The organism is Candidatus Laterigemmans baculatus, assembly GCF_010367455.1.
GTDB classification, from domain to species: domain Bacteria; phylum Planctomycetota; class Planctomycetia; order Pirellulales; family Pirellulaceae; genus Laterigemmans; species Laterigemmans baculatus.
The window spans coordinates 1-17,738 of record NZ_WRPR01000088.1 but is presented as its reverse complement, the minus strand read 5'-3'; the positions used below and the strand labels follow the sequence as shown (position 1 = coordinate 17,738).

The following is a 17,738-nucleotide window of genomic DNA, read 5'->3' as shown; positions in this document are numbered from 1 at the left end:
GTTTTAAAAAGCAGTCGCCTTCGGCTTGCCGTTAAACGATTTTTCTGCGAGCCGTCCCGCTCCGAACCAATCCAAAGTGGCGCTGTCCAGCTAGTGCGCGAGCTTATGCCCACGGATTGCCGAAAGAAGGGGAAACCACGAAGGACACGAAGAGCACGAAGGGCAAGAGGGGGGGTTGAACCACCGATAACACGGATTCTTGGCTTTCGGATTCCCCTTGATCCGCGTTCTCCGTGCTATCCGCGGCCCCTCTGCTTTCCGTGCAAGCGACTGCGTATTCGCCCGCCCATAAAAAAACCGCAGCGATCGCACTGGCGACCGCTGCGGCTCTTCGAAGACTAGTTGAGCGGGAGACCTTAGGCGCTAGCGGCCAGGTCGATATTCACGCGGCGGCCCTTGCGATCGAAGCGGACGGTGCCGTCGACCAGCGCGAACAGGGTGTAATCGTTGCCCATGCCGACGTTCGCTCCGGGGTGGAACTTGGTGCCCACCTGGCGAACCAGAATGCTGCCGGCGGTGACCGCTTGGCCACCGAAGCGTTTGACGCCCCGCCGCTGTGCGTTGCTGTCGCGACCGTTCCGGCTGCTGCCTTGACCTTTCTTATGTGCCATGATTCCGTGATCTGGATCGGGTGGAATGGGTTCGTTGGGTGCGAACCCAGAAAATTAGCGATAAAGCCACTGGTAATCAAGGCGTTTATCGAGCCCGTATTTTTCCAAAACGTACTGCTGCTCTTGCGGATCGGAGTAGGCCGGGACGCCGAACCGAATCCGGTCGTTGGTCTCCTCGATCGCATCGCCGGGACGGAAGAAGTTCAGCTGCAGGGCTTTTTTGACGAGCTCCACTTCCCCATTCTCCTCGACCCGCTTGAATGCGTTGGTCAATCCGTAAACGTAGACCGAGAGAAAGTCGATCTGCGGGTCGACATCCTCCCAGGTCACGACCCCCCACACGCCTCCGGCCGCCGGATCGGTAGTGCGAAGCACCGGCTCGGCCGTGATCGAGACGCTGTTGTGCAGCGGAGCGGTGATCTTCTCGCGCGTCTTGATCTGCTCGGTCACCGTCGGCAGGATGCGATCGAGATACTCTTTGCCGCTCGTCGGATCGGTCAGTACGAACATCGGGAAAAATCGTCGCGAGTCGTACGAAACTTTCTCGATCCGCGAATAAATCGCTTCCATCGGATTGTCGCTCGGAACGTCGCTCGCCGGCCGCAGATCTCCGCCTCGGTACCGCACCCGATAGACCATGTACCAAATCAACTTCCGCTCCATCACGCCGTTGGGCTGCGGGATGTCGACAACCATCTGCCGCAGCGGCTTGAAGGCGAACTCGAAGCAAAAGATCTCGCGGCGGAGAATCACCTGCTGGGCCATCTCCATCACGGTCCGCGTGCGGGCGTCGAAATGCGGTTTGCCTTCGGGAAAATCGGCCTCGGACCATTCGAGCTCCGGATGCGCGTCGATCAGTCCCTGGAGGCTGATCGGTCCGGTGTACGTCTCCTCGGGAACCGGCTCCGGCGGAATCACGCGAACCGTCCCCGGAGCGAACCGAGCCGATTCGACTCGCAGCTCCTGGTCCTGAGCGTCCGCCGTGGCGGCTGAAAAAGCGAAGCTGCAGGCCACGGTGACGGCGAGCATGCCGCGGATCGCGTATCGCATAGCACTATTCTGAAGCATACGGATAGGAAAGCAGACGAAGAGAAGGGTCGCGAAGTCCATCGTCGCGGAACCGGAAACCAGCGGAGTGAGTCTGTACGACCGTCCGCCTCGAGGGGTTCCATCTTGCGAGTCTAATTCCCCGCTCGCCGCTCCGCCGAGCAAACCCCCGCAATTTTTGCCGAAAACCTCCGCCCCACCCGCAGAATTGGCTCCCCGCTCGTAGCTCGCCAGCCGCAACGCAGGCCGCGGAGGTGGGGGCTAGCAGGCCCAGATTTTGCTCTGCCGATGGCAGGAACCCACCTCGCAAGCCGTTTTTGCCCCGAGCTCTGTCAGAAATCCCGGAACGTCACCCTCCAGGGGGGAGGGCAATGGTGAAATGGAGTTTTCTGACAGAGCCTAGAAATTCCGAGGTCGCTCGCCATGAAATTCATCCTCTCGGTCGACCGCCAAACCGATGGCCAGTGGGTCGCCGACTGCCCCACGCTCGATGGCTGCCGCAGCACCGGAGCCACCAAAGAAGAGGCGATGGCCAATGCCGAGACGCGGATTCGGCAACTCGTCGCCGAACGAGCCGGCCCAGCGGAAACGCCCTCCACGATCGAAGTGCTCGAACAAGAAAAGAGTGACTGGCAGCCGCCGGAGAAGCTCTGAGCCAAGCGGCCGCGAGTGAGAGGGGACTGGGAAAGAAAAAGCCTCCGGGCCCGAGCGAAGTCTCGCCAGAACCGGAGGCTCGTGCATTTTGCTGCCGTGAACGCTAGCCAGCCATCATTCGGCGGGCTGGTCCTCGGGGGGCAGCCCGGCGCTGGCGTCCACGCTGCCTTCACGCAGTGCGGTGTCACCCGGGATCGGCACGACCTCAGCCCCTTCCGGGGCCGGCGGCGGAGTTTCCGGCTCGGGGGCGCAGCCGGTGAAACCGATCAGAGCTGCGAAGCTGAACATTAAGAACGTCACCCGAAGGTTTTGCATCGGTAGATCCTGTGGGAGAAAAATCAAAGACGTCAAACGAAAGTTGAGGCGCAACGGCCGAATCTTAGAACTCGCCGATCACTTCTCCATCACCGATCCGCGCCAAGCGAACGCGGGTGACGTAGTCAGTCGTTTCACTGATGAAACGGACTGAACCGTCGGCGCGGCAGACCTGAATCCCGCCGGGGTGCGAGCTTCCCGGTCCACCCCAATCGGCGTGAACCCCCGAGTTCTTGCGGGCACACGGCGTGGCATCCCACGAGCAGCACACCCAGAAGTTGATGCCCTGATCCTGCTGGCCGTTGCCGCAGACCCCGGTACCAACCCGCCACGAAACGTCGACCCCGGTAGCGGTCCAGTTGCTGTAACCCCAGGGAGCCGTGTAGCCGTTTTTTACATCCAGCGTGGTCTCGCACACCATCACGGTGTTGCTCGTCCCGTCGGTCACGTCGCGGAGCTTGCAGTTCGAGTCGATCCCGAACATGTACCGCGTGTTCTGCGCATAGCTCTTCCACGGCGTGCACCAGTCGGCGTGACGCGTCGCCTGGAAGTCATAGTTCGTCTTCGCTCCCTGAAAGCTCGGATCCGAGCTGATCTGATAGGCCGAGCTGGTCGTGGTGATCTTCGGATTGCCGGGGTCGCTCGGGCAGAGGAACGTGGGAACGATCTGCGAAACTACGGCGGCATTGCCCGAAGCAACGGCGTCGCCATTCAAGCCAAAGCCGCCTCGGTCGTAGTTGCCGGCCGCCTTGGTCGAATCGTACATGTCGGCCAGCGTGCCCTGCTCGAAGAAGGGCAGCACGCCGGGCCATCCGCGAGCGTTGCGAACCGTTCCCGCCGCCGGCTGGCCACTCTTGTCGCACGAGCCTTTGAGGCTGGTCGAGAAGGGAAAACTGCGGTACGTATCGTGATAATTATGCAGTGCCAAACCAAGCTGCTTGAGATTGTTGCTGCACTGCATCCGGCGGGCGGCTTCCCGGGCCGCTTGCACTGCAGGAAGTAACAATCCAACCAGCACGCCGATGATGGCGATCACCACCAGCAACTCCACCAAAGTGAAGCCCACACGAGAACGTCGAACCATAACGCGACCTCAGCGCAACGAAGAAAGAACGACAGAAACAACGCGAAAATGGAAAGCGAGAGCAACTCGCAGAAAATGACACTCGCAGGAAATGATCTGGTTCAGCAGCAAATGCGGGTGGCAAATGCTTGGAGGTAGGCCGCCGATTGAGGCGGAGAGCGGTGGGGCGGGATGTGGTGCGGTGGGCAGGAGCCCGGGCGGGGAACTCTGGTATAGGTGGTGCCCAAGCGGAAGTCAACAAAATTAGGGGGAAGTTTCCCCCGTCGGTGTGGTATCGCCGTCGCCGCGCCGGACCCGCCGAGCCACGCCACGCCAATAGAAAAGGCTCGCCAACAAAAAAGGCTTGCCAACAAAAAAGGCTCGCCGGGTGGCGAGCCTAGGGTCAGGTGGAGAAACTCGATCGGTTACGGCTGTGCTGGCTGGTCTTCCGGCGGCAGCCCGGCGTCAGCGCCCCCTTGCTCCAGTGCCGATTCGGGGCGGAGACCTGGTCCTTCGAGCTCATCGTTGCCCGCCGGAGCTGGCGGAGGCACCTCCGGCTCCGGAGCGCAGCCGGTGAAACCGAGCAGCGCACCCAAACCCAACATCAACATCGCGGCGCGAAGGTCTTTCATCTGAGATCCTTGGTGGGTATCGAAAAATTTACTTTTCACGTTCAGTAGCGGTCGCTACGACTTGAGGAGCCAGGCGGGCCTAGAAGTCACCGATCACTTCACCGTCGCCGATCCGCGCCAGGCGAACCCGCGTCAGGTAGTCGACGTTCTCGCCAATGAACCGCACCGAACCATCGGCGCGGGCGACTTGGACTCCTCCGGGGTGCAGGCTGCCGGGACGCGCCCAGTGAGCCACCGATCCCCGAGTGTCACTCGCACAAGCCGGACTCCGCCACGAGCAGCAGACCCAGAAGTTGATCCCCTGGTCGGGGTTGTTGCCAATTGCACCGCCACAGCCGCCGGTCCCGACCCGCCACGAGATGTCGACCCCGGCACCGGTCCAGTTCGTGTAACCCCAGGGGGCCGTGTAACCATCCTTCACGTCGAGCGTGGTCTCGCAGAGCATCACCGTGTTGCTCGTGCCGTCGGTCACATCCCGCAACTTGCAGTTCGACTCGGTGCCGAACATGTAGCGGGTCGATTGCGAGCGGGTCGACCAGAGGTAGCAAGTGCTCGTCTCCAGGTGAGCCTGGAAGTCGTAGCTCGTTTTCGCTCCCTGGAAACTTGGGTCCGAGCTGATCTGGTAGGCCGAACTGGTCGTGGTGATTTTCGGGTTCCCCGAATCGCTCGGGCAGAGGAACGTCGGCAGGGCCTGCGAGACGACCGCGGCATTTCCCGAGGCGACTGCGTCCCCGTTGATCCCAATTCCCGCCCGGTCGTAATGACCAGCCGCTTGGACCGAGCTGTACTGATCGGCCAGAGCCGATTGCTCGAAAAACGGCAGCACCCCGGGCCAGCCCCGCGCATTGCGGATCGTGCCCGCGGCCGGCTTCGCCGAGCCCGATTCGCAAGAGCCCTTCAGACTGGTCGAAAAGGGGAAACTCTTATAAGTGTCGTGATAATTATGGAGCGCGAGTCCTAGTTGCTTCAGATTGTTACTGCACTGCATCCGGCGGGCGGCTTCGCGGGCCGCCTGCACGGCCGGGAGAAGCAACCCGACGAGCACTCCAATGATGGCGATCACCACCAATAGCTCCACCAGCGTGAAGCCGCGACGAAATCGGCGTCTCATACCTCTAGTACCTCAGAACGAGTAAGAAAAAACCGGAATATGAAGAAGCAAACAAAGGCGATCCGTTCGTTTCCTTTGCCGGCATTCCAGCCGCAGCCCCACTTTGGGACGGATCCGGTATAGGCCCTAGGGGATGGAGAGTCAATAAATTTCCCAAATAAACCTCTTTCCAGCGAAACTTCTCCGCCACCCCCGGGGTTCAATGCACCCGCTCCGCTCGCGGCAAGGCTCTGTCAGAAAACCGCATCGTCACCCGCTCCAGCCGCCTCGATCACATTGCCCTCGCCGTCGCGGTCTCGGATCGCCGCGCCCCGGTCCCCTTGGCCGCCGCGAATTAGGCAGTCGCTCAGCCGCGAGTTGCGGACTTGCTCCCAGAGCACCGCGAGCTCGCCGAACTCGGTGATCGACCCGCCGCTGACGATCATCTCCTCGCACTCGACCAGCCACAGCGGAGGCACCTCGCGGCCGGAGCCGTGGATCACATTTCCCGACAGGCTGCAGCCGCGACAGCCGACGAACTTCAGCCCCAGGTTGGCATCGCCGCCGTCGCCGTAGTGGTACCGCGGGTTGCGGTCAAAGACGTTCCCGGCCACGGCGACCGAGTCGCAGTTCTCGACCAGCAGATTGTGCTCAAAACCTTTCCAAGCGGTATTGCCGGCGAGCGTGACGCCGCGGGTGTTCCGCAGATGCACGTTGATCTGCACGTCCGACAAAACGTTGCCGGAGATCGTGATGTTGCCATGCCGCCGCTCCTCGGTGTGACGGACGGCTTGGCTGTCGCCATCGATGCGGATGTTCGCCGATCCCGGAGCGTCGTGCGTGTGCTGGATGGTGCAGCCGGTGATCGCTACCTCGCCGATCGATCCGCCGCGGCTGTCGAGCACCACGTTGGCGGTCGGCTCGCTGTCCGCACCTCCCATATTGCCTTCGATATCGCATCCGGTGATGTGCACGTTGCGGACGTCCCCGCCGCGGATCACGACGCCGCCAGCCGCGTTGTAACTGATGTGGCAGCCGACGATGTTCGACTGGTGCAGATTAACCGCGTCGTAGAAAACACCCGCGCCGCGGTTCTCATACAAGTGGCAGTCGGAGATCAGGACGTTGCGATTCCGCTCTACGAGATGGATCGCATGCCGGACCCGGCGGATCACCAGATCGCGGAGCGTCGGCTGCATCGTACCGATCAGGCGAATTCCGTCCGCTTCGGGATGCTCGCCGACGATCTCCAGATCCTCGATCCGCGGCGCGTTTTCCTTCTCCCAGACCTGCGGCTTGACCGTCTGCGGCGCAGCGGTTCCCGCGTGGGTGCCCACGATCTCGATCGCCGGCCCAGCGGCGGTCATCACCAAGCGGCTCGCTCCCCGGCCGCGGATCACCGTGCGGCCATGCTTTGCCAGATCGACTCGCAGCGTCCGACTCAGCTCGTGCTGGCCCGGTGGCACCTCCACCAGCCCCGCACCGGAATCGATCGCCGCTTGCAGCTCCGCGGTGATGTCGGCCGCCGACACCGCGAGCGGAAACGCCGCAAACCCGAGGGTGCAAAGAAGTGGAAGCGTCGCCAGGCGAAGCGAGGGTAGGGGGGAGGGCATCGGAGTCAGACCGTTCGCATCGAGGATGAAATGAACCGAACCGGCTGGCCTGCGAATTACCAGTAGCGGCTCCGCAGCCGCTCCTTAGGGTAACTCGCCCGCTCGCCCCCGACTGCACTCAACGCCCCCGACTGCACTCAACGCCCCCGACTGCACTCAACGTCCCCGACTGCACTCAACGTCCCCGACTGCACTCAACGTCGTCGGAAGCGGTTGTCTAGAATGGAACCAGACCCCTTCGCCCTCTCACCCGGAGCCCTCGAATGAAACGGACACTCTCCCTCCTTCTGCTCACCGCCGCGGCCCTGGGGCTGACCGCCATGCCAGGACCGCTCACCGCCGCACCTCCAACAAGCGAAGCGACGGAAGCCACGGCCGAAGAAGCCACCGAAAAAGCCGCCGAAAAAGCCGAAGAGTCGACGACGGCGAAAAAAACGGAGCTGGGCGATTCCGAGAAGAAGGCCCCGTCCGACAAGAAGGCTTCCTACAATCGGCTCAACCGTTTCGAAGCCTGGGTGATCCTCCACAAAGGGACCGAACGGGCTTTCACCGGCAAGTACACCGACACCGAGGACGCCGGAACCTACATCTGCCGTCGCTGCAACGCGCCGCTGTACAAGTCCGAGGACAAATTCCATAGCGGCTGCGGCTGGCCCTCCTTCGACGACGAGATTCCGGGAGCCGTCGACCGCCACCTGGACGCCGACGGGATTCGCACCGAGATCGTCTGCCACAACTGCGGCGGCCACCTGGGGCACGTCTTTTTCGGCGAGCAGCTGACGAAGAAGAACACCCGGCACTGCGTCAACTCAGTGTCGATGAAGCTGATCCCCGCCGGCAAACCACTCCCGGAAGTGATCAACCCTCGAGAGGAGAAAGAGTCCAAAGACGGGAAAGAGTCGAAAGACGCCAAGGAATCAAAGGACAAGAAAGACGCTCTCCCCGCAGCCGCCACGCGGTAGGGGCTTTCGCGTGTCTGTTGAGCCGTAGGCGCTAGCCTCGGGCCTCGTCCGGTCCGTGCTGCAGCAGAACGTTGCGCTGCAGCGGCGGTTAAAGACGAACTCGATCCGTTCGGCAGCGCAGCGGAACCCGCGGCTAGCGCCTTGCGGCTCAAAAATCGATGGCACTGGACTAGCGTCCGGTTTTCACCTTCTCGGCCATCTCGACGAGCTGGTCGAGCATTTTGTCCGAGGCGGTCGTCTCCAGCCGGTTGGTTCCGAGCCAAGTTTCGTAGCCACCGAGCCGGTGCTGGCGAGGCGTCGGCAGATAGCCGAGATAGCCGTGCGCCAAGGAGACGAGGAAGGCGGGCTTGATCGGGCTTCGCTCTTTGAACTCCAAGCCGATCTCACAGAAGACTTCGGTGGGCATCGTGCCGATGCACACGTCGCCGATCCGCAGCAACTGCAGCGGCACTTCGCCCGTCTTGGGATACTTGGCCATTCCCAGCGTCCGCTCGGCGTAGATCCGCGGCAGGTTCGCTCGCCGCGATTCCTCGACCGGTTCGGCGAGCAGTTTCTCGGCCCACTGCCGGAGCTCGGCGTCGGGGTGCCGAAAGGCGAGTTTGGGCTCGCGGTACTGGGCCTCGAGCGTCAGGTCGCGACGGTACTCCAGATCCTGAAGCGCCTCGTGAACGCGGGCCGCACAATCGTCGGCGACATACCTCATCTGCTCGTACGGCTCCTTGCGGGGCCGCGGCTCGCGGAAGTTGATGTTGTTGATGTCGCCGCTGGTGCCGTTGGCCATCATCGGCACGAACGCCGGCTCCTGCTTCTCCGCCTGCATCAGCCGCGTCAGAGAGTCACAGAACATACCGTAGTAATCGGCCGACACGTGGCCGCTCCCCACGCCGCCGACGTAGTGCAGCGAATACGCAGCGAACAGCCCGATCGGCTCCCCGCCCGGCTCGCGAACCGCCAAGAAAGAAATCGTCGGATCGGTCGGCCCGGCCGGCTCGACCAAGTTCGCACTTCCGGCCGGCGGGTTCATCTTGACCCGGTCCGCGTTGCTCCCAAACGGGTTCGTGGGAACCGTTCCCGGCCGCATGAACCAGCGGCGGTTGAACACGTGCTCAGGCGCCTCGGCAGTCCCGAACGCCAGCTCGGCCGGACGGAGTTGCTCGTGAGCCTCCGCGACCCCCGCGGCGATCTGGTCCGCGACGAACCGCTGGTACTCGTCGAGCGGTGCCTGATAGTCAAAGCGGTCGCCCAAGGCGCTGGTCGCCGAGTGGGTATGGGTTGCCGAAATCATCACGTGCGAAGCGGGGATGCCCGTCTTCTCTTCGATCTGCCGCCGAGCTTCCTGGCTGACCGTGCGATTGATCCCCAACAGGTCGCACACGACCAGGGCAACCTTCGTGTCGCCATCGTCCAGGACCAAGCAGCGAGCGTGCAGATCGTCGTGGATCTCCTTCGCCGGAATCGGGAGAAAGCCGCCAATGATCTCTCCCCCGAGCGGCGGATTGATCTTCTTGGCCACCGCGCCCGCTCGTAGCGCAGGTTCCGCGGCATTTCCAGGAAGCGGGGCTCCAAGAGCCGCCACAAGCAGCAGACAGACGACTGAGTAACGCACGGCAGCGAACCTCGTGGGTAGAGCGGTAGTGAGCAGAACGCAGTCGCCAGAGCCCGCACTCTGGGGAGCCGACCGCGTGCCATTGCAGCCACCATGCTAATGACTCGCTGAGGCCGGTGAGCGATCGACGGCCCAAATTCGCCCCGCCGCCAGCTTTGGGTTGCCCCCCGAAGCCCAAAGGCGTACCGTCCCTATGTCAGCCCCGTACGTCAGCCTTTCCAGGCTGACTCCGTCGCGGTCAGGCTGGAAAGGCTGACATACTTTTTTTCTCATCAGTCAACGGAGTGCCGGATGGGTACTGTCTTGGGGCGGAATTCCCTAGCCGCCTTGGCTCTCGGCTGGACCACTCTCGGCAGGACCACTCTCGGCAGGGCCCTTTGCTGCGGTGTCGTTCTGCTAGCGGCGACTCCGGCTCACGCACAACTGTTCGGCCCGCTGGCCTCGGAACCGCAAACCGTCACCCAAGCGACGATGGTGCTCCGGGAACTCAACACGGTCCGGGTGGCTCAGATTCCCCACAACCTGTTGACCTCGGCCGAGGCGGTCGCGATCGTTCCCGGCATGATGCGGGGGGCGTTCGTCGTCGGCCTGCAACGGGGCCGCGGCGTGGTTTTGGTCAAAGACGAAACGGGGGCTTGGCAACCGCCGCAGTTCGTGACGCTGACCGGCGGCAGCGTCGGTTGGCAAGCAGGCATTCAAGCCACCGACCTGGTCCTCATCTTTTCTTCGCGAGGAAGCGTCCACAGCCTGTTGCAGGGCAAGATCACCGTCGGCGTTGACGCCTCCGCCGCCGCTGGCCCCGTCGGCCGCCGCGTCTCGGCAGCGACCGACCTCCCTCTCGAAGCCGAGATCTATTCGTACTCGCGAAGCCGAGGACTGTTTGCCGGGGTCTCGCTCGACGGCTCTTCGCTGCAGATGGACCCGGTCGCAACCAACAACTACTACGCCACCGCTCCGCCGCCAACTCTGCCCGCCACGGCCCTGGAGTTGCTCGACCAGCTCCGCCCCTTCGCCGTCCCCGCCCCCAGCGCCGGTGGACCGCCGCGGCTGGAGCCTGCCGGGCCGCCGCTCGACGGTTCCGCAGCCCTCGGGACGCCGCTCGGGACTCCCGCCCCAGCCCATCGCTCACTGGCCCATCGCTCGCTGGCCGGGGGCGGGCAGCCGATGGCGCCCAACCAGCCGGCACTCCCGGGAACCGCGGCCGCCGGGGCTTCGCTCCCCCGCGTCCAGCAAGCTCCCGCCGCTACCGCCGCTACCGCCGCTCCGGTCGAAACGGCCGCGACGCTCCTTCCCCAATTGGCCGAAGCCGCGGCGGAGCTCGATCCGCTGCTCGATGCCCAGTGGAAGGGGTACCTGCAGATCCCCAGCAGCGTGCTGCAAGCCGACCGAGCGGAGACCAGCGGAGCCCGTCTCGAGCAAGTCATCGCGCGCTACGACGCGGTCGCCGCCAACCCGCGCTACGCCAGCCTGGGGCAGCGAGCCGAGTTCCACCGCGTGCGGCAGCTGTTGCATCGCCTGGCGGCCGCCCAGCGGCAACCCGCCCCGCTCAACCTGCCACCCCCACCCGGCCCGTGACGCAGCGGTGGGCCAGATCTTCTTGAGCCGTAGGCGCTAGCCTCGGGCCGAATCCGGTCTGCACCCAGGTAAGCGCTGCATTGCGGCGGCGTTGGATGACGAGTTCGATCCATTCGGCGGCACCACAGAACCCGCGGCTAGCGCCGTCGGCTCACGGTTTTCTGAAAGCGCTAGCCGCGGCTCCCGAAAAACGCCATGAAAACCAGACGCGCACATTGCGGCTGGTTTCCAAAGGCACTAGGCTCGAAAAGTTCCACTCCCGCCGCACAACTCCCCTCCGCCGCGAAACTCCCCCACCTGCGTCCCCCGCCTTGGAGTTCGAGAGATGCCGCAGAAAACCAGCCGCCGCGAACTGTTTCGTCAACTCGGAATCGGTGCGGCCGCCCTCCCGCTGCTCGGCAATCTACCGAGTCTCGGCAGCCCCCTACCAGCCGCCGCCGGTGCCCAGGCTCGCAAGCAACGGCTGATCATCGTCTTCAGCCCCAACGGCGTCGTCCCCTGGAATTTCTGGCCGGAGAGCGAAGGCGCGGACTTCGAGTTCAAAGAGAGCCTCAAACCGCTCGAGCCGTTCCGCGACCAGACTCTGATCGTCAAAGGAATCTGCGACAAGGTTCGCGGCGCCGGCAGCGCCCATATGCGGGGGATCGGCTGCCTGCTGACCGGAACCGAACTTCTCCCAGGGAACCAGCAAGGTGGTTCCGGCGCTGGAGCGGGATGGTCGAGCGGGATCTCGATCGACCAGGAGCTGCGGAAATACCTCCAGGCTAATCCCGAGACTCGAACTCGTTTTGGCTCGCTCGAGTTCGGCGTCGATGTGCCGGAGACCGCGAACGTCTGGACGCGGATGTCGTATCTGGGGGCGAACGAGCCGGTCACGCCGATCAGCGACCCGTACCAGATGTTCTCCAAGCTGTACGGGCAGGTGAAGAATCAGCAGCTGATCGGCAGCGTGCTGGACGACGTGAGCGCGGATTTTGAAAAGCTCCAACAGGCGGTCAGCTCCGAGGATCGACAACTGCTCGAGCGGCATGCCAGCCTGATCCGCGACATGGAACGCGAACTTCAAGCGGCCAGCAGCGAAAACGCGGAAGTGCTCAAAACTCCCGAAATCCAACCCGGGGTACCGGCCGACGATATTCCGCGGATCAGCCGGATGCAGATCGATCTGCTCGTCCACAGCCTCACCGCCGATTACGCCCGCGTCGCGACGCTGCAGTTCTCGCGGGCGACGAGCCAATCGCGGCTTAAATGGTTGGGCTTCGACGATCCGCACCACGGGCTTTCGCACGAGCCCGACAGCAACGAAGAAGCCCAGCAAAAGCTGACGCAGATCAACCACTGGTACTGTGAACAAGTCGCCTATCTCGCCAAGCGACTGGCCGAGACGCCCGAGCCCGGCGGCGATGGCAGCCTGCTCGACAACACCGTGGTGCTCTGGAGCAACGAGCTCGGCAAGGGCAACAATCACACGATGAACGATCTGCCCTGCGTGATGGTCGGCGGCGGGCTCGGCTTCCGAACGGGCCGCTTCCTCGACCATCCCCACGTGCACCACAACCGACTGCTGCTCACGCTCGCCCACGCCTTTGGCCACGAGCTGAAAACCTTCGGCAACCCCGACTTCTGCGGCGACGGCCCACTGACGGGCTTGGCTTGATCCGACGACCGGTCCTCATTCATGCCATCAGCCGCCGGGCGCTAGCCCGGATTATTCATCAGCCGCCGGGCGCTAGCCCCCGGTTCTCGAAAACGCCGCAAGAACCGGACGCTAGCGCGTGGCGGCTGACTGTGCGGCCGCTGACACTTTCGCCGCGTATGGTTCATGCCAACAACGGCTCGACCACTTCGCCGTGGACGTCGGTCAAACGGTAATCGCGGCCTTGGAAGCGATAGGTCAGCTGCGTGTGATCGAAGCCGAGCAGGTGTAAGATCGTCGCCTGCAGATCGTGCACGTGGACCGGGTTCTCGGCCACGCTGAAGCCGAGTTCATCCGACGCCCCGTACTCAAAGCCACCTTTGACGCCTCCGCCGGCCATCCACATCGTGAATGCATCGGGGTAGTGATCGCGGCCGAGAATCTTGCTCGCCGCCGTGCGACCTTCGCGGAACGGCGTGCGACCGAATTCGCCGCCCCAAATGATCAGCGTCTCTTCGAGCAATCCTCGCTGCTTGAGGTCGTTGATCAGCGCGGCGACCGGTTTGTCCATCGTCGCACATTTCTCGGTCAGCCCGTCGGTCAATCCGCTCCCTTCGCTCGTCCCGTGGTAATCCCAGCCCCAATCGAACAGCTGGATGAACCGCACCCCCGCTTCGCTCAGCCGCCGGGCGAGCAGGCAGTTATTCGCGAAACTCGAACCGCCGGGCTCCGCACCATAAGCCTCCAGCGTCTTCTGCGACTCCTGCGAAATGTCCATCACCTCGGGAACCGCGGTCTGCATCCGATAAGCCAACTCGTACTGCGAGATTCGGGTCAGCGTTTCCGGATGCCCCATCTCCTCGGCTTGCAACTGATTCAGGTCGCGGATCGCGTCGAGCGACATCCGCCGGCTGTGGCGTGACATCCCGGCGGGATCGGAAGAGTAGAGGACCGGGTCGCCCTGAGAGCGGCACTGGACGCCCTGGTAAACCGAGGGGAGGAAGCCGCTACCGAACGAGTTGTTGCCCCCGTTGGGCTGCACGCCGCTGGAGATCAAGACGACAAAGCCCGGCAGATTTTCGTTCTCGCTGCCCAGCCCGTAGCTGGTCCAAGCGCCCATCGAGGGACGACCCGAGCGCGGCGAACCGGTCAGCAGCAGCAGTTCCGCCGGAGCGTGGTTGAACTGGTCGGTGTGCATGCCATGGATCACGCACATCTCATCGGCGACGCGGTGGAAGTTGGGAATGGCATCGGACATCCACATCCCCGCTTGGCCGACCTGCTGCCACTTCCGCGGCGATCCGAGCAGCTTGGGTGTGCCGGTCGTAAAGGCAAACTCACGGCCCCGCAAAAACTGGTCGGGACAATCGGTCCCATCGAGCCGCGCCAGCTCGGGCTTGTAGTCGAACATATCCAGGTTCGGCGGCGAACCGGTCATGTGCAAATAAATCACCCGCTTGGCCCGAGCCGGCAGCGGTGGCTGCTTGGGCGCGAGCGGATTCGCCCCCGCCCCCATGCGCTCAGGACCACTGCGCTCAGCCCCGCTTGCAGGTGCCGCACAGCCGTCGCGCATCAGCAGGGCATTGAGCGCGATGCCACCAATCCCGGCGGTCGAGTGCCGCAAAAAGTGACGCCGCGTATTCAGCTGCAAGCGTTCAATGCGAGGGTCGTCAGACATAGCAAGACCAAAAAGTAAGACTGCAACAAAAGCGCATAACAGCAAGCCGAAGGCCGGTAGCCGGTAGCCGGTAGCCGGTAGCCGGTAGCCGGTAGCCGGTAGCCGGTAGCCGGTAGCCGGTAGCCGGTGGCCGGTGGCCGGTAGCCGGTGGCCAGTAGCCAGTAGCCAGTAGAATCTGAAACAGGAGATCTGATACTTAAAATCAAATCTCAAATCCCTATCCGCGTTCTCCGCGTTATCCGCGGTCCCTCATCCTCCGCGCATCCATTCGTGTGATTCGTGTCATTCGTGGTTGTTCCGTCTCCCTGAAACCTGACAACCGATTACGAGCACGAGCACCGCTTCGCTGAGCACGAGCACGATTATCCGTGCCTCTGCCTCCCCCCGTTCCGTGCTCTTCCGTGTCCGTCCGTGGCCCCTCTCCTCTCCCGGTCCGTGGTCCCCATTCCGTGCCCTTCCGTGTCCTTCCGTGGCCCCTCTTTCCGTTCCGTCCCCTTGGCCCGGCTTACCTCGGCATCAGCATCTCATCCAAATTCAGCAGCGCGTTGGCCACGACGGTTAGGGCTGCCATGTCCACCGGATCGAGCTCCTTCGGCAGCGGGCCGAGCGGCTCTTCGGCCAATTGGCGAGCCGCTCCGGGGGCCGCGGCCAGCTCCTTGTGGACGTCCCGATACAACTGACTGAGCCGCTCGAGTTCCTCCTCGCGAGGTTCACGGATCAGGCACTGCCGCACCCCAAACGCGATCCTCTCCTCGAGCGTCTCGGCGGCGGCCATCCGCCGGGCGAGCGACTGAGCCGCTTCGACGTAGACCGGATCGTTCAACGTCACGAGTGCTTGCAGCGGAGTGTTTGTCCGCATCCGCCGCACCAAACAAACTTCGCGGTTGGGTGCGTCGAAGGTGATCATCGAAGGATACGGATTGGACCGTCGCCAAGTCGTGTAGATCCCACGGCGATAGCGGTCGGCTCCCTCGCTCGGCTTCCAGTCGGTCGCCGAGCCGAATGCCGCTTTGAGTCCCAACTCCGGCTGCGGCGGCCGCACCGGCGGTCCGAGCATCTTGCTGCTCAGCAGACCGCTGACGAACAGTGCTTGGTCGCGAACGATCTCGGCGGAAATCCGGTACCGCGGTCCACGGGCGAGGAGCCGGTTTTGCGGATCCCTTTCGAGCATCTCCGGCGTCACCACCGATTGCTGGCGGTACGTCGCCGAGGTGACCAGCAATCGCAGCAAGCGTTTCAGATCCCAGCCGCTTTCGACCACCTCCACGGCCAGCCAGTCGAGCAATTCGGGATGCGAGGGGAGCTCGCCCTGGGAACCAAATTCCTCACTCGTCTCGACGATCCCGACGCCAAAAATTTGCTCCCAGTGACGGTTGGCGATCGTGCGGGGCGTGAGCGGATTGTGGGGGTCGACGAGCCAGTGGGCGAGCCCCAAACGATTCCGCGGCATGCCGTCGGGAAACGGATGGAAGGCGGCCGGGACTCCTGCTTCGACCTCCGCACCGGTGCTTTGGTAGTTCCCTCGGAGCTGGATTTTTGTGACCCGCTGCTGGTCGGTAGGCAATTCCCGCATCACCGGAACGGTCGTCGTCGGCTCGATCGCCGCGAGCTGTTTTTCGAGAGCCTCCAGCTGCGTTTTGCCTGCCTCGTCGGGCTCCGCCTCGAGCTGCTTCTTGAGCTCCGCGATCTGAGCGGCCAGCTCATTTCGCTGTCGCGTTGGCTCCTTGCTCCAGACCTCATGCAGCGGAGACTCGTCGCGGAGGTCGGCGTCTGCGGATTGGTTGAAGATCGCGAAGAGCTGAAAGTATTCTTCCTGGGTCAGCGGATCGTACTTATGGGTATGGCACTGGGCGCAGGCCATCGTCGTTCCCATCCACACCGCCATCGTGGTGTTGACTCGATCGACCACGGCTTCATTGCGAAACTGCTCATCGTTGGTTCCCCCTTCGCTGTTGGTCATCGTGTTGCGATGGAAGGCGGTCGCGACGAGCTGCTCTTCGCTGGGATTCTCCAGCAGGTCGCCGGCGATTTGTTCGATCGTGAATTGGTCGAACGGTTTGTTCTCGTTCAGCGAGCGGATAACGTAATCGCGATAAGCCCAGATCGTTCGCGCCGGGTCGTCGGCGTACCCGGCCGAATCGGCGTAGCGAGCTAGATCCAGCCAGACGCGAGCCCAGCGTTCCCCCATCGCCGGCTTCGCAAGCTGGGCGTCGACAAACCGTTCGTAGGCGTCGGGGCGGGGATCGTGGATGAATCGTTGCGCCTCCTCCCAGCTCGGCGGCAATCCGGTCAAGTCGAGGGCCACCCGCCTCGCTAGCACCGCGCGGTCGGCTTCGGGGGAGGGCTCGAGCCCTACGGCCTCGAGCCTCGCCAAGACAAACGAGTCGATCGCATTCCGAGGCCACTCCTGCTGCTGGACCTGGGGCAACGCGGGCCGGACCGGGCGGATGTAGGACCAGTGCTGAGCGTATTCGGCTCCCTCGGCGATCCACTGCTTGAGCAGCGCAATCTCCGCATCGCTGAACGGTTCGCCTTTGCCCGCGGGCGGCATCCGCAAGTCGGAGTCCTCGGTGGTGATTCGCACGACGAGTTCGCTCGCCTCGGGATCCCCCGGCGCTATCGCCGCGTAGCCCCCCAAATCCTCGATCGCCCCTTGGCGGGTATCGAGCCGCAGTCCGGCTTGGCGCTCGTTCTCATCCGGGCCGTGGCAAGCGGCGCAGCGATTCGAGAGCAAGGGCCGAATGTCGCGGTTGAAATCGATCGACCCTTCGGCCCCTTCTCCCTCACGACTCGCAGCGGCCGGTTTGCTCGAGGCGGGTTCGGCGGCCGTGCCCGCGCTCGCCCAGACGGGCAGCAGCGTCGTCCACACTGCGGCCCCGATCCAGACGTTCAAACGACCGATCGCGGAGATGATTCGCGGCTTCACAGAGGCCCTCGACTGCCGATGGGTAGCGGCGGAAAACAAGCATTCCGACAGCCTCCAAGGTAACCCATTCCGACGCCGCTCACAGCGAATTCAGGCTCCCGCCCCTACGTCACCCGCTCCGCCCGGGAAGGTCGGGCTGGGATGGTGAAAACTTTCTCGTAAATGAGTTGACGCTGTTCCGCCAAAGACATCACCCTCCCGCCGGGAGGGTGTCGTTGCGGATTTTCTGACCGGGCCTAGCTGGACAGCGCCACTTTGGATTGGTTCGGAGCGGGACGGCTCGCAGAAAAATCGTTTAACGGCAAGCCGAAGGCGACTGCTTTTTAAAAC

The 17,738-nt window shown here is 63.5% G+C and carries 14 protein-coding genes; 4 read left to right on the top strand and 10 right to left on the bottom strand.

Features of this window, described 5'->3' with window-relative positions; translation table 11 throughout:
- Positions 1–356: 356 nt before the first annotated feature.
- Positions 357–611 (bottom strand): 50S ribosomal protein L27, encoded by a 255-nt coding sequence (gene rpmA, locus GNK13_RS16765; RefSeq protein ID WP_164103709.1) that lies wholly within the window; start codon positions 609–611, stop codon positions 357–359.
- 54 nt (positions 612–665) lie between these two features.
- Positions 666–1,661: a hypothetical protein gene (locus GNK13_RS16760; RefSeq protein ID WP_164103708.1), complete on the bottom strand. Its 996-nt coding sequence runs from the start codon at positions 1,659–1,661 to the stop codon at positions 666–668.
- A gap of 420 nt (positions 1,662–2,081) precedes the next feature.
- Between GNK13_RS16760 and GNK13_RS21520 the strand changes: the two genes are divergently transcribed.
- Complete coding sequence (locus GNK13_RS21520; protein ID WP_203329108.1) at positions 2,082–2,312, top strand: type II toxin-antitoxin system HicB family antitoxin; 231 nt, start codon at positions 2,082–2,084, stop codon at positions 2,310–2,312.
- A gap of 114 nt (positions 2,313–2,426) precedes the next feature.
- On the opposite strand, the gene GNK13_RS16750 is transcribed toward GNK13_RS21520, so the two are convergent.
- The 5 genes from GNK13_RS16750 to GNK13_RS16730 form a co-directional block, all read right to left on the bottom strand.
- On the bottom strand, positions 2,427–2,627 hold the full coding sequence (locus GNK13_RS16750; protein ID WP_164103707.1) for a hypothetical protein: 201 nt from the start codon (positions 2,625–2,627) through the stop codon (positions 2,427–2,429).
- A gap of 64 nt (positions 2,628–2,691) precedes the next feature.
- Entirely contained in the window at positions 2,692–3,711 is a 1,020-nt protein-coding gene (locus tag GNK13_RS16745; protein WP_164103713.1) for a DUF1559 domain-containing protein, read from the bottom strand.
- A gap of 404 nt (positions 3,712–4,115) precedes the next feature.
- Positions 4,116–4,322: a hypothetical protein gene (locus tag GNK13_RS16740; protein WP_164103706.1), complete on the bottom strand. Its 207-nt coding sequence runs from the start codon at positions 4,320–4,322 to the stop codon at positions 4,116–4,118.
- Between the two features lie 79 nt (positions 4,323–4,401).
- On the bottom strand, positions 4,402–5,433 hold the full coding sequence (locus GNK13_RS16735; protein WP_164103712.1) for a DUF1559 domain-containing protein: 1,032 nt from the start codon (positions 5,431–5,433) through the stop codon (positions 4,402–4,404).
- A 233-nt stretch (positions 5,434–5,666) separates the two neighbouring features.
- Entirely contained in the window at positions 5,667–7,025 is a 1,359-nt protein-coding gene (locus GNK13_RS16730; protein WP_164103705.1) for a right-handed parallel beta-helix repeat-containing protein, read from the bottom strand.
- Positions 7,026–7,288: 263 nt separating this feature from the next.
- On the opposite strand from GNK13_RS16730, the gene GNK13_RS16725 reads away from it, so the two are divergent.
- A complete protein-coding gene (locus GNK13_RS16725) occupies positions 7,289–7,987 on the top strand; it encodes a methionine-R-sulfoxide reductase (protein ID WP_235935280.1) in 699 nt (232 codons plus the stop codon).
- A gap of 169 nt (positions 7,988–8,156) precedes the next feature.
- Here the strand turns inward: GNK13_RS16725 and GNK13_RS16720 are convergent, their stop codons facing one another.
- Positions 8,157–9,593 (bottom strand): neutral/alkaline non-lysosomal ceramidase N-terminal domain-containing protein, encoded by a 1,437-nt coding sequence (locus GNK13_RS16720; RefSeq protein ID WP_164103704.1) that lies wholly within the window; start codon positions 9,591–9,593, stop codon positions 8,157–8,159.
- A 291-nt stretch (positions 9,594–9,884) separates the two neighbouring features.
- On the opposite strand from GNK13_RS16720, the gene GNK13_RS16715 reads away from it, so the two are divergent.
- Together GNK13_RS16715 and GNK13_RS16710 are read left to right on the top strand one after the other, a co-directional pair.
- Positions 9,885–11,168: a lipid-binding SYLF domain-containing protein gene (locus GNK13_RS16715; protein ID WP_164103703.1), complete on the top strand. Its 1,284-nt coding sequence runs from the start codon at positions 9,885–9,887 to the stop codon at positions 11,166–11,168.
- Between the two features lie 325 nt (positions 11,169–11,493).
- Complete coding sequence (locus GNK13_RS16710) at positions 11,494–12,825, top strand: DUF1552 domain-containing protein (protein ID WP_164103702.1); 1,332 nt, start codon at positions 11,494–11,496, stop codon at positions 12,823–12,825.
- A gap of 163 nt (positions 12,826–12,988) precedes the next feature.
- On the opposite strand, the gene GNK13_RS16705 is transcribed toward GNK13_RS16710, so the two are convergent.
- Together GNK13_RS16705 and GNK13_RS16700 are read right to left on the bottom strand one after the other, a co-directional pair.
- The gene (locus GNK13_RS16705) at positions 12,989–14,482 is read right to left on the bottom strand and encodes a DUF1501 domain-containing protein (RefSeq protein ID WP_164103701.1); all 1,494 of its coding nucleotides are present in this window, start codon (positions 14,480–14,482) and stop codon (positions 12,989–12,991) included.
- 505 nt (positions 14,483–14,987) lie between these two features.
- Positions 14,988–17,408: a PSD1 and planctomycete cytochrome C domain-containing protein gene (locus GNK13_RS16700; RefSeq protein WP_203329107.1), complete on the bottom strand. Its 2,421-nt coding sequence runs from the start codon at positions 17,406–17,408 to the stop codon at positions 14,988–14,990.
- Positions 17,409–17,738 lie beyond the last annotated feature (330 nt).